Genomic DNA, 20,980 nt, shown 5'->3' on the forward strand with positions numbered 1-20,980 from the left:
GCGCGAGCGGACGCCGAGGAAGGACGGCGGATGCCCGCCGAGCCGGGATCGATTGCTCGCGCTCACGGCTCCTCGAGCCGGCTCGCCCGCAGGGCGCCGCGCGTCTCCAGGATCGGGTAGGCGGCGCCGGCCACCAGATGGTCGTTGACCCGCTTCAGGTCGCGCACGAGGTCGGGATAGAGCGCCGTGGCCTCGGCCGGCCCCAAGCCGGGGCCGGCCTCGCGCAGGCGGCGGAAATGCGCCTCGGTCGCCCGTGCCTCGAGATCGCGAAACACCGCCTTCTCGTCGGCCAGCCGTCGGGCGGCGCGGGGATCCTCGGTCAGGAAGGCGGCGCCCGCCGCGCTGAGGTTCGCTGACAGCCGCGCCAGCAGCGCCTCCACCTCCGCCTTGCCGTCGGTCGAGAAGGCCAAGCCCCGCTTCAGGCGCTTGGCCGCATGGGTCATCACGTTGCGCGAGAGGATGTCGCCGGCATGCTCCAGGTGGGTGGTGAAGGCCAGCAGCCCCGCGACCCGGCGCTCGTCGTCCTCGCTCAAGGATTCGGGGTCGAGGCGGACGAGGTAGGCCTTGATGGCGGCGTTGAGCCGGTCGAGGGTGTCGTCCATGCGGCGGATCTGCGCCACCCGCGTGCGGTCGCCGCCGGTCAGCGCCTCGCCGGCGCCGTTCATCATCTCGGCGAGCACGTCGGCCATCCGCAGGGCCTCGCGGCCGGCGGCCCCGAGCGCCACCGGCGGCGTCTCCAGGGCGGCCTCGTCGAGATGGATCGGCCGGCCGGGATCGTGGGCGTCGATCCGTTCCGGGACCAGCCGGCGCAGCAGGGCCGCGAAGGGATCGAGGAGCGGCAGGACAACGAGCGCGAGGGCGAGGTTGAAGGCGGTGTGGAAATCCGCCACCGCCCGCGACAGGTCGGGCTGCCAGGTCACGAGGAGCGGTCCGATCAGCCCGAGGCAGGGCAGGGCGACCGCGCAGCCCAGCGCCCGGGTGACGAGGTTGCCGAGCGCCACCCGGCGTCCGGCGGCCTCGCCATCGCGAGACCCTTCCAGCACCGGGTTGAGGGCCGAGCCGAGATTGGCCCCGAGCACGAGCGCCATCCCGGCCTCCAGCGGCAGCACCCCGGCCTGCGTGAACGACATCACCAGGAGCACGATGGCCACGCTCGAATGCGCCGCCCAGGTCAGCACCGCGCCGAGCATCAGGGCGATCAGCCGGTCGGTCGCGACGGCGCCGAGCAGCACCCGCAGGGCCGGCACGTCCTCGTAGGGGGTGATGACCTCGACGAGGCGCGCGAGCGCCATCAGCATCAGCCCGAGGCCGATCGCCGCCCGGCCGATGTCGCGGGTGCGCGGGTCGGCGCCGCGGCGAAACAGGATCACGCCGACCAGCACCAGGACCGGCGCCACCCGGGCGACGTCGAAGGACAGGACCTGCACGATGAGCGTGGTGCCGATATTGGCGCCGAGCATCACGGCGAGCGCCGGCACCACCGCCACCAGCCCGGCCCCGGCGAAGGAGGCGACCATCAGGCCGGTGGCGGTGCTGCTCTGGAGGAGCGCCGTGACGCCGAGCCCCGCCGCCAGCGCCTTCACCCTGTTGCCGAGCGCCACCCCGAGCAGGCGGCGCAGGTGCGGCCCGAGGGCGCGCTGCACCCCGGTCTGCACCATGTGGATGCCCCAGAGCAGCAGCGCGACCGCGCCGCAGAGGTCGAGCAGGGTGAGGGTGGTGTCCATTCGCCTGGGATGGCCTCCGTCCGGTCCGGGGTGAGGATACAGATCCGGAGCATCCGGGTTCCGGCCCGCCATGCAAGTCTGCTGCCCACTCCGTAACGGTCAGGGCCTGGGGCAGGCGGGATCGGCCGGGCGGGCCGCACGCTGGAAGTCCAGGACCTCACGGGTATAGGTCTCGACCACCTCCGAGAACGGCTGCCGCTCGCCCGTGAACAGCACCGCGCGGTGGCTGAACAGGTGCTCCGGCACGACGAGCGTGCCGCAGGCCGGGGCCGGGGGCGCCGCCTGGTCCCAGCCCTCGGGCAGGGGCTGCCAGTGCGGCTCGGCGCCGACGGTCTGGCGGGTGGTGCCGAGGGACGACACGGCTCGGCCGAACGGCGTGTCGGTGGTCTCCAGCACCCGGTTCATCTCCGGGCTCAGGCGGGCCGGCACGTACCAGTTGTCGGCCTCGGAGAGCACGTGGTCGCCGCAGGCGAGCCGCACGCGGCGGTAGCGCAGGGGCTCGTCGGGCCCGACGGCGAGGCGCTTGCGGGTCTCCGGGCTGGCCGGCTTGTCGACGCCCCGATCGAGCCGGGCGACGAGGCGCGGCACCTCGGCCATGCGGTGGGCGGCGCACCAGCCCTCCAGCGTCGCGGTGGCGCTGCGGCTCGCGAGCAGGGCGGCGTTGAGGCTCTGCACCACCGCCACGGCCTCGACGCGGGAGAGATAGGTGTCGGGCCAGTCCGGCCCCGCCGCCCGGGCGGGGAGGGCGGCCGCGAGGCCGGCGAGCAGCGGGACGAGTAGGCGAGCAGGCGACATGAGGGGCGTCTCTCCGGGCCGGCCCGCGGACGGGGCCGTCGCGAGAGGCCTGCCCGGTCCGGCCTCGCGCCGCAAGCGGGGGCTGGCGCGGCCCCGCGGCCCGGCTATGAAGGCGCGGGCACCGCCGATTCGCCGTGCCACGCGCGGCGCGGCTGGTCTTCGTCCTGTCGCAGGGTTACGCCAGACCGGGCGCGCGGCGCGCCGGTCATGGCCGGTTGAGGGGAGACGACGATGTCGGGTGGTCACGGGGCGGTCGACGCCTCCAACAAGAAGGTCGCGCTGCTGATCTCGGTGCTGGCGCTCTTCCTCGCCCTCGGCGAGACCCTGGCGAAGAGCGCCCAGACCGACGCGCTCGGCGCCAACGTCGAATCCGCCAACCAATGGGCCTATTTCCAGGCGCGCACGATCCGCGCCACGGTGCTGAAGACCGCGAGCGAGCAGGCCGCCCTCGATCCCGGCGCGTCGCCGGACGCGGTGAAGAAGCAGACCGAGGAATGGGCCAAGACCATGGCGCGCTGGGAATCCGACCCGGCCTCCGGCGACGGCCGCAAGGAACTCGCCGCCAAGGCCAAGGCGGCCGAGACCAAGCGCGACCTGTCGCTCGCCCGCTACCACCATTACGAGCTCGGATCGGCCGCCTTCCAGATCGGCATCGTGCTCGCCTCGGCCCAGGTCATCACCGGGATCGCCGCGCTCGCCTTCGCGGGCGGAGCGCTGGGGATCGCCGGGATCGCCATGCTGGCGGTCGGGCTGTTCGCGCCGCACGCATTCCACCTGGTGTGAGGGTCGGTCGCGGCCGCCCTCGCCCGTATCGTCTCGATTCGTCCAGGATCCTCTGCGTCACACCGGGCCCGCGCGAGCGGCGCCCGGCGCGACCCTCGAGATCAGAAGCCGCACCGGATGAGGATCGCGGCGCAACGCTTTCGCCCCGATCCTGAACACTCAGCACGTGCGGATTCCGGGTTCCGCTCCGCGGCCATCTGACGTCGTCGAAGGTGGACCGGTGCCGCGCGACATCCGAGCGGCTCTTCTTGCAGGGCGCGGGGGCGTGATGTCCCAAGCCACGTCTCGTCACAATTTCTGGATGTATTGCGGCATGGACACTTCGCCTTGTCGATTTTGCGTCTTTGTGTCGCAGAAACCAATGCTTGCCAGCCGGATACTCCCGACCGCTAACTGAACTCGTCAGTTCAGTTAGGCCTTCATGAGCGACGCCGCCCGCCACGCCGATCGCCCGCATCTCGCACGTCTCCCCGCCGAGCGCCCGTTCGACCCCAAGTCGCTCGACCTCAAGTCGCTCGATCCCAAGCGCCGTCGCCGAATCCTCGAGGCCGGGATGGGCCTGTTCTCGGGTCTCCCCTACGCCGCCGTGCACATGGATGCGGTCGCCGCCGCGGCCGGCGTCGCCAAGCCGACGCTCTACCGCTACTTCCCCACCAAGGAAGCCCTGTTCATCGCCGGCCTCGCCTGGACGCTCGCCGAATTGCGCGACGCGATCGGGGCGATCCCGGCGGTCGACGCGCCCGCGCGCCTGCGCGAAGCGGTCGGGCTGGTGCTGGAGCGGATCGGTGCCCTCTCGCCGGCACTGACCGCGATCGAGGGACGCGGCGCCGAGTTCGGCGAGCGCAGCCGGCGAGTCCTGCGCGAGGGCTTCGACGGCTTGCGGGGAGCGCTGGCCGACCTGCTGCGCGCCGGCGTCGCGGCGGGCGAGCTGCACGTGCCCGACATCGACCTCGCGGTCATGATGATCCTCGGCGGCATCCGCATGGCGGTGCACGGCACCGGGCGGCGTCCGCCCGCCTCGGCCGCGGTCGCCGATTTCTTCCTCGACGGCCTCGGCGCCAGGCCCGTGCCTCACACGTCCGCGCCACCCATGGGAGCCCCACGATGATCCGCCTCCTCCTCGTCCTCCTGGTCGCCCTCGCGGCCGGGGCGGGATGGCTCGTGCAGCGCCACGGCGGCGACACCCGCGCGGCCTGGAGCACGGCCCGGGGAGCGCTGCCGGCCGACCTCGCCCGGCACCTGCCGGAGCACCTGCCGGTCGCCTACGCGCCGCCCGCGCCCGTAGCCCCGGTCAACCCCGCCGCGCGCCCGGTCGTGACCACGGTGGCGGCCGGCGTCACCGACCTCGCGCTCACCCGCTCGGCGGTGGGCTGGGTCGAGCCGATGGCGAGCGTGATCGTGCGCCCGCGCATCGACGGGGTCATCACCGAGCAGCTCGCCCGCGACGGCCAGGTGGTGAAGGCGGGCGACGTGCTCTACCGCCTCGACGACCGCGAGATCCGGGCCCAGCTCGCCCGCGACGAGGCGGCGCTCGCCCGCGACCAGGCGACCCAGGTCCGCACCCAGAACGACGTCCGCCGCGTCGGCGAGCTCCTGTCCCGCTCCTCCGCCTCTCAGGCCCAGTTCGACGTCGCCACCGCCGAGGCCAAGGTCGCGTCGGCGAACGTCGCGGCCTCGCAGGCCGCGATCGAGGCCGACAAGGTCCGGCTCGACTACACCACCGTGCGGGCACCGATCTCGGGCCGCCTCGGCAAGGTGCTGGTCACCACCGGCAACCTCGTCAAGGGCAACGAATCCGCCGGCACCGGCCTCGTCACCATCACGCAGATGCGGCCCCTGCGCGCCACCTTCTCTCTCCCCGAGCGCGACCTCGACGGCTTGCGCGCCGCGCTCGCCCGCCCCGGCACCGCGCCGGTCAGGGTCTATCCCAGCGGCGGCGAGGCGGTGCTGGCGACCGGCCGCCTCTCCTTCGTCGATTCGAGCGTCGACCAGGCGTCCGGCACCGTCACCGCCTGGGCCTTGTTCCCGAACGAGGACGACCGGCTCTGGCCCGGCCAGTACGTCCGGATCGAGGTCGATCTCGGCTCGCGCCCGGGGACCGTGACGGTGCCGCAGGCCGCGGTGCAGCCGGGGCAGGAGGGCAGCTTCGTCTGGGTCGTGAAGCCCGACCGCACGGTGGAGCGCCGCGCGATCGAGGTGCTGGCCTCCCGCGACGGCCGCACCGCCCTGGGTCAGGGCCTGACGGCCGGCGAGCGGGTGGTGGTCGAGGGCCAGTTCCGGGTCCGACCGGGCCTGACCGTCAGCGAGCGCCCGCAGGACGCGACCGAGGCGCAGGCGGCCAAGCCCGGCGCCGCCACCCGGATCGAGTGACCCCATGAACCTCTCGGCCCCGTTCATCCGCCGGCCCGTCGCCACGATCCTGCTCTCGATCGCGCTGACGCTGTCGGGGCTGTTCGCCTACCGCTTCCTGCCGGTGGCGGCGCTGCCGACCGTGGATTTCCCGACCATCTCGGTCACCGCGCAGCTCCCCGGCGCCTCGCCGGAATCGATGGCCGCCTCCGTGGCGACGCCGTTGATCAAGGAATTCTCGACGATCCCGTCGATCGCCACGATCTCGGCGACGAACTACCAGGGCTTCACCTCGATCACCGTCGAGTTCGAGCTGTCGCGCAACATCGACCAGGCCGCCGCCGACGTGCAGGCGGCGATCACCCGCACCCTGCGCCGGCTGCCGATCGAGCTCACCATCCCGCCGAGCTTCCGCAAGCTCAACCCCGCCGACGCGCCGGTGATCCTGCTCGCCTTGTCGAGCGAGACGACGCCGCTGCCGACGCTCGACGCCTTCGCCCAGACGGTGATCTCGCCCTCGCTCTCCACCATCACGGGCGTCGGGCAGGTGCTGGTCTTCGGCAGCCAGAAATTCGCCGTCCGGGTCCAGCTCGATCCCAACGTGCTGGCCGCCCGCGGCATCGGCGTCGACGAGGTCCAGGCGGCGATCCAGAACGCCAACACCTCGACGCCGGTCGGCGTGGTCGAGGGCAGGGGCCAGAACCTCACCATCCAGACCAACACCCAGCTGATGAACGCCGACGCGTTCCGCGACGTGATCGTGGCGGTCCGCAACGGCCGGCCGGTGCGCCTCGGCGAGGTTGCCCGGGTCATCGACTCGGTCGAGAACAACCGCATCGCCTCGTGGAAGGACGGCACCCGCGGCCTGGTGCTCGCCGTCCAGCGGCAGCCCGACGCCAACACCGTCGACGTGGTCGACCGGGTGCGCGCCATGCTGCCGAAGTTCCAGGAGCAGCTGGGCGGCAGCGGCACCATCGACGTCGTCAACGACCGCTCGGCCTCGATCCGCGAGGCGGTGCACGACGTGCAGTTCACGCTCGTGCTGACCATCGTCCTCGTCGTCGCGGTGATCTACCTGTTCCTCGGGCGGCTCGCCGCGACGCTGATCCCGTCGGTGGCGGTGCCGATCTCGATCATCGCGACCTTCGGGGCGATGTACCTGCTCGGTTACTCGATCGACAACATCTCGCTGCTCGGCCTCACGCTCGCGGTCGGGCTCGTCGTCGACGACGCGATCGTGATGCTGGAAAACATCGTCCGGCACGTCGAGGAGGGGATGAAGCCGTTCGAGGCGGCGCTGAAGGGCGCTGGCGAGATCGGCTTCACCATCCTGTCGATCACCATCTCGCTCATCGCGGTGTTCATCCCCGTCCTGCTGATGGGCGGGGTCGTCGGGCGCATCTTCAACGAGTTCGCGATCGTGGTGACGATCGCCATCGTCGCCTCGGCGGTGATCTCGATCACGCTGACCCCGATGCTCGCGGCCCGCCTGCCGGCCGACGCCGCCGGGCATGGGCAGAAGAAGAACCTGTTCGAGCGCGGCTTCGCCCGGATGCAAGGCGCTTACGAGCGCGGGGTCGATCTCTGCCTGCGCTGGCCCTTCGCCGTGCTGATGGTGTTCTTCGCGAGCGTCGCGCTCACCGCCTGGATGTTCGTGGTGATCCCGAAGGGGTTCTTCCCCTCAGAAGATATCGGCCAGCTCCAGATCGCCACGGAAGCCGGGCAGGACGTGTCCTTCGACGCGATGAGCGCGCTCCAGCACGAGGCCGAGGTGATCCTCGCCCGCCACCCGGCGGTGGCCCACGTGGTGAGCCGGGCCGGCTCGAACGGCTTCTCCGGCACCCTCAACCAGGGCTCGTTCTTCGTCGAGCTGAAGGACCGCGACCAGCGCCCGCCGCTCTCCCGCACCCTCACGGAACTGCGCCAGCAGCTCGCCGCGGTGCCGGGCCTGACCTCGTTCATCACGCCGGTGCAGAACCTGCGCCTCGGCGGGCGCCAGTCGAAGAGCCAGTACCAGTACGTGGTGCAGGGCCTGAACCGCCCCGATCTCGAGCGCTGGTCCGAGCGGCTGACCGAGGCCCTGGCGAAGGACCGCGCCACCTTCGCGGGCGTCACCAGCGACCTCCAGAACGCCGCGCTCCAGGCCAAGGTAACGGTCGATACCGACAAGGCGCAGGCGCTGGGCATCACCTCCGACCAGATCCGCCAGACCCTCTATACCGGCTTCGGCACCCGGCAGGTCTCGACCATCTACGGCACCGCCGACAGCTACCAGGTCATCACCGAGTTCGACCCGCGCCTGAACTGGACCGCCGACCGGCTCGACGAGATCCGCCTGCGCGCGAGCAACGGCAGGCTGGTGCCGCTCTCGGCGGTGGCGAGCGTCACCCGGGTGCCGGGCCCGCTCTCGATCAACCAGCTCGGCCTCCTGCCGGCGGTGACGATCTCGTTCGACCTCGCTCCCGGCGTGGCGCTCGGCCAGGCAGTCAACCGCATCGCCGCGATCAAGGACACTCTTGGGGTGCCGGGCACCATCACGACGACCTTCGCCGGCACCGCCCAGGTATTCCAGGACGCGCTGGCGAACCAGGGGCTGCTCCTGGCGGCGGCCGTCATCACCATCTACCTCGTGCTCGGCATCCTCTACGAGAGCTTCATCCACCCCCTCACCATCCTCACCGGCCTGCCGGCGGCGGCGATCGGGGCGCTGGGCGCGCTCCAGCTCTACGGGATGGACCTCTCGGTGATCGCGATCATCGGCGTCCTGATGCTGATCGGCATCGTGAAGAAGAACGCCATCATGATGATCGACGTCGCCCTGGTGCTCCAGCGCGAGCAGAACTGGGCCCCGGCGGCGGCGATCCGCGAGGCCTGCGCCTTACGCTTCCGCCCGATCATGATGACGACGGCGGCAGCCGTGATGGGCACCCTGCCGATCGCCATCGGCCACGGGGCGAGCGCCGAATTGCGCCAGCCCCTCGGCGTCGCGGTGGTGGGCGGGCTGCTGGTGTCGCAGCTCCTCACCCTGTTCATCACGCCGGTGCTCTACCTCTACATGGACCGCCTCGGGACCGGGGCGACCCGCCTCGTCCTGTCGCTGCGCCGCGGGCGCCTGCCGGCGACCCGGCCGGAGGGGGAGGCGGGCCGGCACCAGCCGGCGGAGTAAGGAGAGGCGCCGGTCCAGTCGCGCGCGCAGATCTGGGCCGCGCTGACCGAGCGGAACCCGCCGGTGAGCGGAGCATTGTCGGGCGCCACGCGGGGCCGTGAGAGCTTGTCCCCGCCCAGAGGTGGAGACCGCCCATGCCCCTCATCTCCCGTCGCGACACCCTGGCCGCCGCGGCGGCCGGCCTCGTCGGCACCGCCGCCAGCGCCCAGACCCTGTCAGGACCCACACCCATCCGCGGCAAGGACGGGGCGGACATCGTCGGCCCGGTGAACCCGGCCCGCCAGGCCGCGGAGCCGTTCACCACGCGCCCGCCGAAGACCGACCACGGCACGATGCCGAACCTCAAATGGTCGTTCACCGACAGCCACATGCGCCTGGAGGAGGGCGGCTGGGCACGCCAGACCACGATCCGCGAGCTGCCGGTTTCGACCGCGATGGCGGGCGTCAACATGCGGCTGAAGGCCGGCGTCGCCCGGGAGATGCACTGGCACAAGGAAGCCGAGTGGTCCTACATGCTGAAGGGCCGCGCCCGCATCACCGCCGTCGATCAAGCGGGCCGCACCTTCGTCGACGACGTGGCTGAGGGCGACCTCTGGTACTTCCCGTCCGGCATCCCGCACTCGATCCAGGGCCTGGAGAGCGACGTCGACGGCTGCGAGTTCCTGCTCGTCTTCGACGACGGCCACTTCTCCGAGGACTCGACCTTCCTGATCACCGACTGGCTCGCCCACACCCCGCGCGACATCCTGGCGAAGAATTTCGGGGTGCCGGAGGACGCCCTGGGCCAGATTCCCGAGAAGGAAAAATACATCTTCCCGGCGCCGATGCCGGGGCCGCTCGCGGGAGACCGCACCGGCGGCGCCGGTCCGGTGCCGGAGGGCTTCAGCTACCGGATGCTGGCGCAGGAGCCGATCCGGACGAAGAGCGGCAGCGTCCGCATCACCGATTCCAAGGTCTTTCCGGCCTCGAAGACCATCGCGGCGGCCCTGGTCGAGCTGGAGCCCGGGGGCCTGCGCGAGCTGCACTGGCATCCGAACGGCGACGAGTGGCAGTACTACCTCTCCGGGCAGGGCCGGATGACGGTGTTCGGATCGGAATCGAAGGCCCGCACCTTCGACTATCAGGCCGGCGACGTCGGCTACGTGCCCTTCGCCATGGGGCATTACGTCGAGAATACCGGATCGACGCCGCTGCGCTTCCTCGAGCTGTTCCGCAGCCCGGTCTACGCCGACGTGTCGCTGAACCAGTGGATGGCGCTGACCCCGCACGCGCTGGTGCGGGCGCATCTGAACGTCGACGAATCGGTGCTGGCCGGACTGCCGGCGGGCAAGACGCCGGTGGTGCCGGGGTGAGGCCTGATCGCCTTCACTTGGCGTATCCGGCCGTTCTATGAACTCTTCCCACCCACCACCTCAGGATGAGGTGGTGGGTGGGAAGGATGGGACGCTTTCAAGAGCGTCGGAAGGGGTTCGACTCCCCCTCACGCCAGCGGCAACGGCGCCCGCGCACCTTGCGCCACCGCCTCCTGCCGCCAGGTCGAGGGCTGGTCCGACGACCCCGTCCCCAGCGGGCATTGCACCATCACGCTGTCGGCCCAGCGCCCGTGGCGGTAGGCCACCGCCGGCAGGTGGCCGACCTTGGCGAAGCCGCAGGCCTCGTGCAGGCGTAAACTGGCCTCGTTCTCGGCGTCGATGTAGCCGATCATCTGGCGATAGCCGCCGGCGGCGCAGGCCTCGATCAGCGCCGGCAGCAGGCGCCGCCCGATGCCGGCGTGCAGATGGCCGGCATGGACGTAGATCGAGTGCTTGAGCGTGTAGCGGTAGGCCGGCCGCTTGCGGAACGGCACGGCGTAGGCGTAGCCCGCCACCACCCCGTGGCGCTCGGCCACGAGGTGGGGCAGGCGCTTCGAGCGCATGTTCTTGCGCCGGCGCTTGAGGTCGTCCGGCACGAGCCGGTCCTCCTCGAAGTCGCCGGTATCGCCGACGCCGTGGCGGATGTGGTGCTCGTAGATGTCGATCATCGCCGCCACGTCCGCATCCGTGGACGGGCGGATCACGATCCCCGGCTGGGCGGCGATCGAATCCATCAGCGGCCCTCCCGCAGCACGTAGGTGTAGAAGCGGATGCGCCCGTCCGGCTCGACCTGGCGGTAGACGCCCTGGATCTCGGCCTCGAAGCCCGGAAACAGGTTGGCGGCGGCCTCGAACATCTTGAAGTAGTCGAGCATGGGCTTGGCCCGCTCGTCCAGCCGCTCGCCCGGCAGCACCGTGCCGATGCCGGGCGGATAGACCAGCATCAAGGTGGTGGCGATCCGCCCCTCGGCCTCGGCGATCGGCACGAAGTCGACGTTGTTGCGCGTCAGCATCTGCGCCGCGGCCTTCGGCGGCATCACCATCTCGGGCAGGTGCTCGGGCATGAACTGCTTGCGCTGGAGCCCCGAGGTGCCGGCCTGCCGGTGGAAGGTGTGGTAGTCGGCGCAGAGGTCGCGCAGGCGCACGCCGCCGTAGCGCTGCGGCCGGCGCCGGACGAATTCGGGCATCGCCTCTTCGAGCAGCACGTTGTCGTCGTGCAGGCGCTTGAAGGCGACGAGGCCGGAGATCAGCGTGCCGGCCTTCGAGGATTCGACGCCGGGCGTCAGCAGGAAGAGCAGCGAGTTGAGGTCGTTCTTCTCCGCGACGATGCGGTTCTCGCGCAGGTACTGGGCGACGATCGGGGCCGGCACGCCGTGCTCGGCGTATTCCCCGGTCTGCCGGTCGAAGCCGGGGGTGAGCACCGTGAGCTTGTTCGGATCGGTGATGGCGTAGCCCGGCGCGACATGGGTGAAGCCGTGCCAGCCGGCACCGGGCTTCAGCTCCCAGTGGCGCGGGTCGGAGGCGAGCTCGTCGGTCGGCAGGCTCTCCCACGGCACCTCGGCGCCGCCCGCCCCCGTCGCCATGTCGGGCACGAAGGGATCAAAGAACCAGCGCCGCTTCGGGTCGCGCTCGTTCTCCTCGAACTCCTTGCGGATCGCCCGCACCTTCTTGCGCCACTCGATGCCGAGCCGGATCGTGTCGTCCCACAGGATCATGCCGGAGCGCCCCTTCATCATCTGGGCGCCGACGTCGAGGGAGGCGAAGAGCGGGTAGAACGGCGAGGTCGAGGCGTGGACGAGGAAGCTCTCGTTGAGGCGCCGGTGCTCCACCCGCCGGGTCTGGCCGCGGATATGGCCGTCCTTGGTGTGGATCTGCGAGGCCTGGCTGAAGCTCGCGAGCTGCTTGTGGGTCGATTGCGTGGCGATGATGCCGGGCGAGGTCTCGTCGAGCCCGGTCAGCCCCATGGCGTAGCGGCCCTGGAACAGCGGATGGAACTTCATGAAGCCGGCCCAGGCCTCGTCGAACAGGATGTAGTCGCAGAGGTGGCCGATCTTGGCGACGATCTCGCGGGCATCGTAGATCGTGCCGTCATAGGTGCATTGCTCGATCACGGCGACGCGGAACGGCCGTTCCTTGCGCCATGCCTCACGATCCTTGACGAGCGGGTTGGCGCGGATCTTCTGGCGGATCTTGTCCTCGTCCAGCGCCTCGTGGAAGATCGGGCCGATCAGCCCGTAGGCGTTGCGGTCGGTCTCGAGGAAGATCGGGATGCCGCCGCCGAGAAAGAGCGCGCCGTGATGCGCCGCCTTGTGGTTGTTGCGGTCGAACAGCACCAGGTCGTCCTCGGCGACGAGCGAGGACAGCACGATCTTGTTCGAGGCCGAGGTGCCGTTCAGCACGAAGTAGGTCTTCTCCGCCCCGAAGATCTGGGCCGCCTCCTTCTGCGCCTTGAGCGCCGGGCCCTCGTGGGTCAGGAGGTCGCCGAGGTCGAGGACCGAGTTGTCGAGGTCGTCGCGAAAGATCGCCTCGCCGAGATGCTCGACGAAGATGCGGCCGATCGGCGAGCGGTTGTAGAAGATGCCGCCGTTGTGGCCAGGACACGTCCAGAGCTGGTTGCCCTTCTCGGCGTAATCGACCAGCGCGCCGAAGAACGGGGTCTTCAGGGTCTCGGCGTACTGCGTCACGTGGCTGACGAGGCCGCGGGCGATGAATTCGGGGGTTTCTTCGGCGAGGAAGATGTAGCCGTCGATGAAGTCGAGCAGCTCGACCGGGATGTCCTCCAGGCGCTTGCGCCGGACCATGATGACGATCGGCATCTCCAGGCCGCGCTTGCGCATCATGTCGATGAGCGCCGCCGCCTTGCCGTCGAGGCCGCGCTTGCCCCAATCCACAACCAGGCAGCCGACCGCCGCGTCGGTCTGCACCGCGATCGCCGCGTCCTCGACCCGCCGCGCCCGCACCACCTCGAAGCCGCGGTGCTCGACCGCCGCGACGATCTGGTTCACGCGCACGCCTTCCAGGTCGTCCGGGTCGAAGGCCGGCGTGCACATCAGCACCGTGAAGCGGCGGTGGAAGTCCATCGGGCGGGGCTCCTGTCGTGAGGGAATGGCCTGCGTGTCGGCCGCTCTCGTGACGATCCGATGACAGCGGCGGTCCGGCCGAGCGATTCAGCCTTGGCGCAGCAGGGATCCGAGGGCGATGCCGAGCGCGGCGTAGCCGCGGGCGTTGAGATGGAGCCGGTCGGCGTCAAGGCCAGTGGCCGGATCGGGACCAAGCGCCGCGTCGCCATCGAGGAGGAGCAGGGCCTCGGCCGCGGCGAGGCCGGCGATGCGGGCGTTGAGATGGAGCCGGTCGGCCTCGCTCCGTCCGGGCGGGCTCTCGCGCCACGGGACCGTAGCGAGCACGACCACCGGCGGTGCCCAGGCGGCGCGCAAGGACGCGAGAAGCGCGGCGAGGCCGGCGACGATCGTCTCCGGGTCGTCGCCGTCGGCGAAGCTGTTGGTGCCGACCATCAGGATCGCGAGGCGGGGCCGGAGGGCGAAGGCGGCCATCGCGGCGAGGCGCCAGCGCGTGGTCTGCACCCGGTCGCCGGGCAGGCCGAGATTGAGGGTGGATCGGCCGGTCGCGGCCATGAGCTCCGGCTCGGGCCAGCCGGCGGCGAGCGAATCGCCGAGGATCACCGCGTCCGGCGCCGGGCCGGCGGCGAGACGGGCCAGGAGGGCGCGGTGGCGGCGCAGGCCGGAGGGTTTCAAAGGTGGGGCAGGGGGGCGGGCGGCGCTCACCGCCCGGCCGCCCGGCGCAAGCCCAGCCGCTCCAGCACCTGCCGGCCGATCAGCGGCGTGTAGTGCAGGTTGTCGAGCCAGGCGGGGGTCGAGCCGGCGGCGGGATCGAAGGGATAGGGGTCGCCGAGGCTCGTGAGGTCGAGGGCCGGGCGGCCGCGGGCGGCGCAGAGCCGCATCACCGCCTCGCGCCACCGCGAAAAATCGTCGGAGAGCCCGAGATCGGCGAGCACCCGGCGTTGCGCGTCGCTCACCGGCGAGAGGTAGACCGTCAGGTCGGTGTTCGCGAGCCGCTCCAGCGCGAGGTCGAGGCTCGCCAGCGTCTCGGGCCGGAACGGCGCGGTGGTGCGCCGGCGCGTGGCGTCGTTCTCGCGCGTCAGCGCCGCCGGCAGGGGCGGGGTGATGCGGTAGCCTCCCCGAGTCCAGGCGCCCGGATCGTCGCCGCCCGCCACCGCGTCGAGCCGGCTGTCGGCGAGCGCGTAGCGGCCGAGCACGCTGCCCATCAGGGCGGCGAGCCGGCCGCTCGCGGTCGCCAGCGCCTCGTCGAGGTGGACCGGCACGCTCGGGCGCGAGAACATGTAGTAGTCGAGGCCCAGCGTCGCCCGGGCCGGACCCCGGGAGGCCACCACCGCGGCGATCACCGGCAGTTCCGTGGCGATGATCGCCGAGATGCCGGCATTGAACACCCGTCCCGGCGCCACGCTCGTGACGTCGGCGGGGTCGAGGCCGTGATAGACCGTCGAGGAGCCGATCAGCGCGAGGTCGTAGGGACGCGTCAGCGCTTGCAGCACCTTGGCCCGGCGGGTCTGCCGGTCGAGGAGGCGGCTGTTGCCGTCGGTCACCGCCCGCCAGGGCGGGTCCTGGCGAAAAACCCAGTAGGCGTCGAACCAGATCACCCGTCCGGCCACCAGGGCCATGAGCACGGCGAGGACCAGGGCCGTCAGCACCAGGTAGCGGCGAGCAAAGGTCTCGCGAGCAAGGGTCTCGCGAACAGGAGAATCCCGATCCGGCGCCTCAGAAGCGGGCATAGATGAAGGCCTGGTTGGCGTCGTTGCCGACCTGGAGCAGGATCGCGGCCAGGAGCAGGGCGGTCGCGGCGGCAGCCCATCCTCGCGGGATCAGGCGCTCCACCGCCTCGCGGGCGGTGGGTCCGAGGATCGCCAGGGCGGCGGCGCCGGCGGCGAGCGGCCAGAACTCGGGTGCGCCGCCCGCCTCCGTGCCGAGGCCGAGGAGCCCGCGATAGACGCTGAGCGCGGTGGCGAAGTCGGGCGCCCGAAACAGCACCCAGGCGAGGCAGACGAAGACGAAGGTGGCGAGGAACCCCGCCGCCTCCGGGAGCCTCAGGCCGGCGCGGCGCCACAGCACGTGCAGGCCGAGCGCGATCCCGTGCGCCGCCCCCCAGGCGACGAAGGTGAGCCCCGCCCCGTGCCACAGCCCGCCGAGCGCCATGGTGAGGAACAACGCCAGGAGCTGGCGCGGCACCCCGTGCCGGCTGCCGCCGAACGGGATGTAGAGGTAGTCGCGCAGGAAGAGCGACAGGGTGATGTGCCAGCGCCGCCAGAAATCCTGGATCGAGGCCGCCCGGTAGGGCGCCCGGAAGTTCTCGGGCAGCACGATGCCGAACAGCAGCGCGAGGCCCAGCGCCATGTCGGTGTAGCCCGAGAAGTCGAAATAGAGCTGGAGGGCGTAGCCGACCGTCGCCTGCAGCGCCGTGGCGAAGTCCGGCCGGCCGCCGGCCGCGGCGGCAGCCCAGAGCGGATCGATGGAGCTCCCGAGCCCGTCGCCGAGAAAGACCTTCTTGGCGAGGCCCGCGGTCAGCAGCATCAGGCCGCTTGCGGCGCGGTCCGCGGAGGACGGCTCCGGCGCGCGCAGCTGGCCCACGAGCTCGGACGGCCGCACCAGGGGGCCGGCGATCACCCGGGGGAAGAACGCGATATAGACGGCGTATTCCGCGAGCGTCATCGGCTCCGCCTTGCCGCGCCGCAGGTCGACCAGATAGGCGATGTGCTGGAAGGTGAAGAACGAGATGCCGAGCGGCAGCGCCAGCGAGACGAGCGGCAGGCTCGCGCCCGTGACGGCGTCCGTCAGCCCGGCGAAGAAGCCGAGATACTTGTAGAGGCCGAGCAGCCCGAGATCGAGGACGATCGCCGCGGTGAGGACGTCGCCGCGCCCGGAGCGGCGCCACGCCTCGCCGGCGAGCCAGTTGAGGGCGATGGAGGCCGCGAGCAGCGGCACGAAGCGCAGGTCCCACCAGCCGTAGAAGGCGAAGGACAGGCCGGCGAGCCAGGCGACGCGCCAGCCCGGCCGGCGGGCGACGCAGAGCGCGTGCAGCCCGAGCGCCACCGGCAGGAACAGCAGCAGGAACGGCAGGGAGTTGAAGGGCATGCGGCGCTCGCCGGTCGTACCTCGGCGTTAGTGCAAAATCGGCGCCGGGGAAAGGGCGGCGCCAAGTTTCGCATCGCTGACATGCCGTTGCTTGAGCTATTTTTGCTCATCGTGTCGCATCCGATGCCGCCCAGCGCCCTGCCTGTCAGAGTAGGCGTCCGAGTAGCCCGCCGGCTGCGCAAGGCTTGGATGAATCTCCCGATCCGCCCCGACACCGTTGCGCGATGGCAAGCCTGCCCGATTATCAAAAGCATCTGTGGGAAATTCGGGGGTGAGCGCGCGATGATGGGTTGAAACCACGCCGCGCTGCCCGATATCGCGGCTATGCCCGCGATGCGGGCGCGTAAGTTAGGATGATTCTCCGTGTCACAAGAAGATCTGGTCCAGGAGGTCGATTTCGTCGCCCTCACCGCCGACGTCGTATCGGCCTACGTCGCCAACAACTCCGTCCCGGCCGCCGAACTGGCCGGCCTGATCGGCACCGTGCACACCGCCTTCGTCACCCTCGGCCAGCCGGCCGCCAAGGAGGCGGAGAAGCCGGTCCCGCTGATGCCGATCAAGAAGACGGTGACGCCGGACTACCTGATCAGCCTCGAGGACGGCCGCCAGTACAAGTCGCTCAAGCGCCACCTGTCGACCCGCGGGCTCACCCCCGAGGAGTACCGCCGCAAGTGGGGCCTGCCGCACGACTACCCGATGGTCGCCGCCAACTACGCCGCCCAGCGCTCCGAGCTGGCGAAGAGCATCGGGCTGGGCCGGGGCCGCAACGTCGCGGCCGCTGCCAAGCGGGCCGCCTCCGACGCCGTCGTGACGGCGCCGGCCGTCGAAGCCAAGGCCGAGACCAAGACGGCCAAGCGCGGGCGCGCGCGCAGCGCGTGAGACGATCCGGAGCGGCCGCGCGGGTGATCTCAGCCCGTGCGATCGCTCCGGGGAGCGTCGCGGCGCGACCGGCGGGGGCCGGCCGTGCCGCTCACAGGAGCTCGCCGTGCCAGGCCACGAGGCCGGCCGGCGGGCTCCGCGCGCTTCAGGACTGCAGTCGAGACGGTCCCGGGCGCGCGGCGATGAGTGCCGGGGTGGCCCTGGGGTGAGGACAGCCGGCCGGGACAACGGGCTTGCCAGCATCGCCGGCCTGCGCTTCTGTCGCGGCCGGGTGGCGCGGGCCGAGGGCACGCCGGGCGCGCCGGGGCCCTTGCGAGGCCGACCCCCCGAGTGCCGCGCCCGCGAGGCTGAGCCCGCGCGGGCCCATCTCCGGAGCCCCCCATGGATCAGGCCAAGCTCGCCGCCCTGCGTGGCCGCTACCTCGACGCGACCGGCGGCGACATCGACGACCCGGATTTCGCCAAGGCCGCCGCGCAGCAATTCAGCGAGAGCGACCGGCGCAAGTGGCCCTTCGCCGACCCGGCGACCTTCCTCGACCTGCCGTTCCGCCCCGAGGCCGCGACGCTGCCCGATTTCGGCGGGCTCGACGTGGCACTGATCGGGGTGCCGATGGATCTCGGCGTCACCAACCGGGCCGGCGCCCGCCACGGGCCGCGGGCGGTGCGGGCGGTGGAGCGCATCGGCCCCTACGAGCACGTGCTGCGCATCACCCCGGCGGCGGAGCTGAAGGCGGCCGATATCGGCGACGTGCCGTTCCGCAGCCGCTTCTCCCTCGAGAGCTGCCACGAGGACATCGAGGCGTTCTTTTCCACCGTGGTCAAGGCGGGCGTGGTGCCGCTGGCGGTCGGCGGCGACCACTCGATCAGCCGCGCGACCCTGCGGGCGGTGGGTGCGTCGCGCCCGGTCGGCATGATCCACATCGACGCCCATTGCGATACCGGCGGCGTCTACGAGGGCTCGAAGTTCCACCACGGCGGACCGTTCCGCCAGGCGGTGCTCGACGGCGTGCTCGATCCGGAGCGCACGATCCAGATCGGCATCCGGGGCGGCGCCGAGTACCTGTGGGAGTTCTCCTACGTCTCCGGCATGACGGTGATCCACGCCGAGGAGGTGCCGCGGCTCGGGCTGCCGGCGGTGATCGCCCGGGCCCGCGAGGTCGCGGGCGACGGCCCGACCTACCTCTCTTTCGACGTCGACAGCCTCGATCCCGGCTTCGCGCCGGGCACCGGCACGCCGGAGATGGGCGGGCTCTCCCCGCGCGAGGTGCTGGATCTGCTGCGGGGGCTCGCCGGCCTGAACATCGTCGGCGGCGACGTGGTCGAGGTGGCGCCGCAATACGATCCGACCGGCAACACGGCGCAATGTGCCGCGCAGGTGCTGTTCGAGCTCCTGTGCCTGGTGGCGGCGGGGCGGCGGGGTTAGCCCGTCGTCCCCCGCCCCCGCCGGCCGGGGTTCACCCCCCGGCCACGCCCTGCGCGTCGACGTAGAGCGCGTAGAGCGACTGGCTCGCCGCCATGAACAGCCGGTTGCGGTGGCGGCCGCCGAAGCAGAGGTTGGCGCAGCGCTCCGGCAGGCGGATGCGGCCGATCAGGGTGCCTTCCGGATTGTAGACCATCACCCCGTCGAGGGCGTCCGAGCCCATGCCCCAGCCACACCACAGGTTGCCGTCGGTGTCGCAGCGGAAGCCGTCCGGCGTGCCGGGTCCGGCGTCAATGTGGACGCGCCGGTTCGTCAGCCGCCCGTTCGCGACGTCGTAGGCGAGGATGCGGCGATTCGGCTGCGCCCGCGATTCGACGAGGTAGAGGATCGATTCGTCGGGGGAGAAGCACAGGCCGTTCGGCCCTGCGAGGTCGGTGGCGACGGCTGCCAGCACCCCGGTCTCCGGGTCGAGGCGGTAGACGTTCTGGGGCGATTCCGGCTCGGCCCGCTCGCCCTCGTAATTGCCGAGGATGCCGAAGGGCGGATCGGTGAACCAGACCGCGCCGTCGGAGGCCACCACCACGTCGTTGGGCGAGTTGAGGCGCTTGCCCTCGTAAGCGTCGGCCAGCACCGTGATCGCGCCGTCATACTCGGTGCGCGTCACCCGCCGCCCGCCATGCTCGCAGGTGACGAGGCGGCCCTGGCGGTCTCGGGTGTTGCCGTTGGCGAAGTTCGACGGCTTGCGGAACACCGAGACCGCGCCGCTCTCCTCGTCGTAGCGCAGGATGCGGTTGTTCGGGATGTCGCTCCACAGGAGGTAGCGCCCGTCGCCGAACCAGACCGGCCCCTCGCTCCAGCGGCAGCCGGTGGCGAGGCGCTCGATCCCGGCGCTGAACACCCGGTAGCGGGCGAAGGAGGGGTCGATGACCTCGATGGCGGGGTCGGGATACCGGGTCGTCGGCGTCCACACGGTGGCTGTCCTCCTGATGCTCTTCCTGGCGCGGCGGACCTTCGCGGGGCACAAGCCGCGATGCAAGCGCCGAGAGGCACGGCGCGCCTCGACGGGGAACCGCCGTTCCCCGATGATGGGGCCCTTGACCTCGCGCCGGACGGGCGCGCACCAACGATGAAGCAGGAGGACGCATGAGCGAGGCAGCGGGAATCCGGGTCGCCCTGTCGGGGGCGGGGGGCCAGATCGGGGCGGTGCTGCGGCCGCGGCTCCTCGATGCCGGGATCGTCCTGCGCTCCGGCGGGGGGCCGACGGCGCTGGCGCCGCTCTCCGACTCCGAGACGGTGACGACGGGCGACCTGCGCGACGCCGCGGCGGTCGACCGGCTGCTCGAGGGAACGGAGGTCCTGGTGCACATGGCCGGCACCAGCGTCGAGAAGCCGCTGCCGGAGGTGATCGAGAACAACTTACGTGCCCTCCAGGCGGTCTACGAGGGCGCCCGCCGCCATCGCCTGCGGCGGGTGATCTTCGCCAGTTCCAACCACGCCTTCGGCATGCACTCGGTGAACGACCGGCTCGCCATCGACGCGCCGTTCCGGCCCGACGGCGCCTACGGCCTGAGCAAGGCCTGGGGCGAGCTGATGGGGCAGATGTACTGGGACCGGCACGGCATCGAGGGGGTGGCGTTGCGCATCGGCAGCGCCCTGCCGCGGCCGACCGAGTTCCGCCACCTCTCGACCTGGCTCGGCCACGACGACCTCGCCCAGCTCGTGCTGCGCAGCATCACGGCACCGATCCCGGGCTACGTCGCGGTCTGGGGCGCCTCGAACAACCCACGCAGCTACTGGGACAACAGCGCGGCGGCCGCCGTGATCGGCTACCGGCCGACCCAGTCGGCGGAAGATTGGGCCGAGGAGATCCTCGCACAGGAGAACCCCCTCGATCCGGTCGCCCGCACCCTCCAAGGGGGCAGCTTCACGACGATCGACTACACGCCGCTGGCCGAGCGGCCGGGGCGGGACAGGTGAGGCGCTGACGCCACCGCCCGAACCCTCCCCCGCAGAGGCTAGCGGATTCACACTTCGCCGTCCGAGAGCCAATCCCTTGTGAAGGCTGGCGCTTTCCCCTCCCCCTTGTGGGGAGGGGCTAGGGGTGGGGGTGGTGCCGGAGAAGTCTCGCGCTCAATCCTGCACCACCCCCACCTCCAACTCCTCCCCACAAGGGGGAGGAGAGGCGCCTTGTCTTCAAAGGTCCAAAGCACTCAGACCCAGATGTGTGAACACGCTAGCCTCTGCGGGGGAGGGTGCCCCACGGAGTGGGGCGGGAGAGGGGCAGCGCGACGCTGCTTCAGGTGGCGCTCTTCATGAAGCGCGCGACCTTTCCGGAAACGTGCTCCCCTCT

16 protein-coding genes are annotated in these 20,980 nt (G+C 71.4%); 8 read left to right on the forward strand and 8 right to left on the reverse strand.

Going from position 1 to position 20,980, the window contains the following annotated elements; genetic code table 11:
• Positions 1 to 62 precede the first annotated feature (62 nt).
• Both DK412_RS09055 and DK412_RS09060 read right to left on the reverse strand, forming a co-directional pair.
• A complete protein-coding gene (locus DK412_RS09055) occupies positions 63 to 1,724 on the reverse strand; it encodes a Na/Pi cotransporter family protein (protein WP_109971683.1) in 1,662 nt (553 codons plus the stop codon).
• A 99-nt stretch (positions 1,725 to 1,823) separates the two neighbouring features.
• Positions 1,824 to 2,519, reverse strand: coding sequence for a hypothetical protein (locus tag DK412_RS09060; protein WP_109971684.1), 696 nt, complete (start codon positions 2,517 to 2,519; stop codon positions 1,824 to 1,826).
• 231 nt (positions 2,520 to 2,750) lie between these two features.
• On the opposite strand from DK412_RS09060, the gene DK412_RS09065 reads away from it, so the two are divergent.
• From DK412_RS09065 to DK412_RS09085, 5 genes are all read left to right on the forward strand, one after another.
• Positions 2,751 to 3,302, forward strand: coding sequence for a DUF4337 domain-containing protein (locus tag DK412_RS09065; protein WP_109971685.1), 552 nt, complete (start codon positions 2,751 to 2,753; stop codon positions 3,300 to 3,302).
• A 421-nt stretch (positions 3,303 to 3,723) separates the two neighbouring features.
• Positions 3,724 to 4,410 (forward strand): TetR/AcrR family transcriptional regulator, encoded by a 687-nt coding sequence (locus tag DK412_RS09070; RefSeq protein WP_245447509.1) that lies wholly within the window; start codon positions 3,724 to 3,726, stop codon positions 4,408 to 4,410.
• On the forward strand, positions 4,407 to 5,672 hold the full coding sequence (locus DK412_RS09075) for an efflux RND transporter periplasmic adaptor subunit (protein ID WP_109971686.1): 1,266 nt from the start codon (positions 4,407 to 4,409) through the stop codon (positions 5,670 to 5,672). The genes DK412_RS09070 and DK412_RS09075 overlap by 4 nt, the downstream gene beginning before the upstream one ends.
• A 4-nt stretch (positions 5,673 to 5,676) precedes the next feature.
• Positions 5,677 to 8,817, forward strand: a complete 3,141-nt coding sequence (locus tag DK412_RS09080) for an efflux RND transporter permease subunit (protein WP_109971687.1) — start codon at positions 5,677 to 5,679, stop codon at positions 8,815 to 8,817.
• A 134-nt stretch (positions 8,818 to 8,951) separates the two neighbouring features.
• Positions 8,952 to 10,169, forward strand: coding sequence for an oxalate decarboxylase family bicupin (locus DK412_RS09085; protein ID WP_109971688.1), 1,218 nt, complete (start codon positions 8,952 to 8,954; stop codon positions 10,167 to 10,169).
• Between the two features lie 128 nt (positions 10,170 to 10,297).
• Here the strand turns inward: DK412_RS09085 and DK412_RS09090 are convergent, their stop codons facing one another.
• The 5 genes from DK412_RS09090 to DK412_RS09110 all read right to left on the reverse strand — a co-directional run bounded on the left by DK412_RS09090 (position 10,298) and on the right by DK412_RS09110 (position 16,332).
• The gene (locus DK412_RS09090; protein WP_109971689.1) at positions 10,298 to 10,903 is read right to left on the reverse strand and encodes a GNAT family N-acetyltransferase; all 606 of its coding nucleotides are present in this window, start codon (positions 10,901 to 10,903) and stop codon (positions 10,298 to 10,300) included.
• Positions 10,903 to 13,248 (reverse strand): Orn/Lys/Arg decarboxylase N-terminal domain-containing protein, encoded by a 2,346-nt coding sequence (locus DK412_RS09095; protein ID WP_109971690.1) that lies wholly within the window; start codon positions 13,246 to 13,248, stop codon positions 10,903 to 10,905. Before DK412_RS09095 ends, DK412_RS09090 begins: the two co-directional genes overlap by 1 nt.
• Positions 13,249 to 13,335: 87 nt before the next feature.
• Positions 13,336 to 13,950 carry a GDSL-type esterase/lipase family protein gene (locus tag DK412_RS09100; protein ID WP_109971691.1) on the reverse strand — a complete coding sequence of 205 codons (615 nt, stop codon included), beginning with the start codon at positions 13,948 to 13,950 and terminating at the stop codon, positions 13,336 to 13,338.
• Positions 13,947 to 14,894, reverse strand: a complete 948-nt coding sequence (locus DK412_RS09105; RefSeq protein WP_245447511.1) for a hypothetical protein — start codon at positions 14,892 to 14,894, stop codon at positions 13,947 to 13,949. The genes DK412_RS09100 and DK412_RS09105 overlap by 4 nt, the downstream gene beginning before the upstream one ends.
• Positions 14,895 to 14,961: 67 nt before the next feature.
• Complete coding sequence (locus tag DK412_RS09110; protein WP_109971692.1) at positions 14,962 to 16,332, reverse strand: MBOAT family O-acyltransferase; 1,371 nt, start codon at positions 16,330 to 16,332, stop codon at positions 14,962 to 14,964.
• Positions 16,333 to 16,695: 363 nt separating this feature from the next.
• On the opposite strand from DK412_RS09110, the gene DK412_RS09115 reads away from it, so the two are divergent.
• Positions 16,696 to 17,211, forward strand: coding sequence for a MucR family transcriptional regulator (locus DK412_RS09115; protein WP_109971693.1), 516 nt, complete (start codon positions 16,696 to 16,698; stop codon positions 17,209 to 17,211).
• Positions 17,212 to 17,592: 381 nt separating this feature from the next.
• Positions 17,593 to 18,633: an agmatinase gene (gene speB, locus DK412_RS09120; protein WP_109971694.1), complete on the forward strand. Its 1,041-nt coding sequence runs from the start codon at positions 17,593 to 17,595 to the stop codon at positions 18,631 to 18,633.
• A 31-nt stretch (positions 18,634 to 18,664) separates the two neighbouring features.
• On the opposite strand, the gene DK412_RS09125 is transcribed toward speB, so the two are convergent.
• Complete coding sequence (locus DK412_RS09125) at positions 18,665 to 19,600, reverse strand: SMP-30/gluconolactonase/LRE family protein (protein WP_109971695.1); 936 nt, start codon at positions 19,598 to 19,600, stop codon at positions 18,665 to 18,667.
• A 173-nt stretch (positions 19,601 to 19,773) separates the two neighbouring features.
• Here DK412_RS09125 and DK412_RS09130 point away from each other — a divergent pair, with 173 nt between their 5' ends.
• Complete coding sequence (locus tag DK412_RS09130) at positions 19,774 to 20,607, forward strand: NAD(P)-dependent oxidoreductase (RefSeq protein ID WP_109971696.1); 834 nt, start codon at positions 19,774 to 19,776, stop codon at positions 20,605 to 20,607.
• Positions 20,608 to 20,980 lie beyond the last annotated feature (373 nt).

The sequence above is a fragment of the Methylobacterium sp. 17Sr1-1 genome, assembly GCF_003173775.1.
Classification (GTDB): domain Bacteria; phylum Pseudomonadota; class Alphaproteobacteria; order Rhizobiales; family Beijerinckiaceae; genus Methylobacterium.

Coding starts and splice junctions, on each gene's coding strand:
- DK412_RS09065 (WP_109971685.1), top strand. CDS start 2,751: ATGTCGGGTGGTCACGGGGCGGTCGACGCCTCCAACAAGAAGGTCGCG.
- DK412_RS09095 (WP_109971690.1), bottom strand. CDS start 13,248: ATGGACTTCCACCGCCGCTTCACGGTGCTGATGTGCACGCCGGCCTTC.
- DK412_RS09060 (WP_109971684.1), bottom strand. CDS start 2,519: ATGTCGCCTGCTCGCCTACTCGTCCCGCTGCTCGCCGGCCTCGCGGCC.
- DK412_RS09085 (WP_109971688.1), top strand. CDS start 8,952: ATGCCCCTCATCTCCCGTCGCGACACCCTGGCCGCCGCGGCGGCCGGC.
- DK412_RS09055 (WP_109971683.1), bottom strand. CDS start 1,724: ATGGACACCACCCTCACCCTGCTCGACCTCTGCGGCGCGGTCGCGCTG.
- DK412_RS09090 (WP_109971689.1), bottom strand. CDS start 10,903: ATGGATTCGATCGCCGCCCAGCCGGGGATCGTGATCCGCCCGTCCACG.
- DK412_RS09080 (WP_109971687.1), top strand. CDS start 5,677: ATGAACCTCTCGGCCCCGTTCATCCGCCGGCCCGTCGCCACGATCCTG.
- DK412_RS09070 (WP_245447509.1), top strand. CDS start 3,724: ATGAGCGACGCCGCCCGCCACGCCGATCGCCCGCATCTCGCACGTCTC.
- speB (WP_109971694.1), top strand. CDS start 17,593: ATGGATCAGGCCAAGCTCGCCGCCCTGCGTGGCCGCTACCTCGACGCG.
- DK412_RS09075 (WP_109971686.1), top strand. CDS start 4,407: ATGATCCGCCTCCTCCTCGTCCTCCTGGTCGCCCTCGCGGCCGGGGCG.
- DK412_RS09130 (WP_109971696.1), top strand. CDS start 19,774: ATGAGCGAGGCAGCGGGAATCCGGGTCGCCCTGTCGGGGGCGGGGGGC.
- DK412_RS09110 (WP_109971692.1), bottom strand. CDS start 16,332: ATGCCCTTCAACTCCCTGCCGTTCCTGCTGCTGTTCCTGCCGGTGGCG.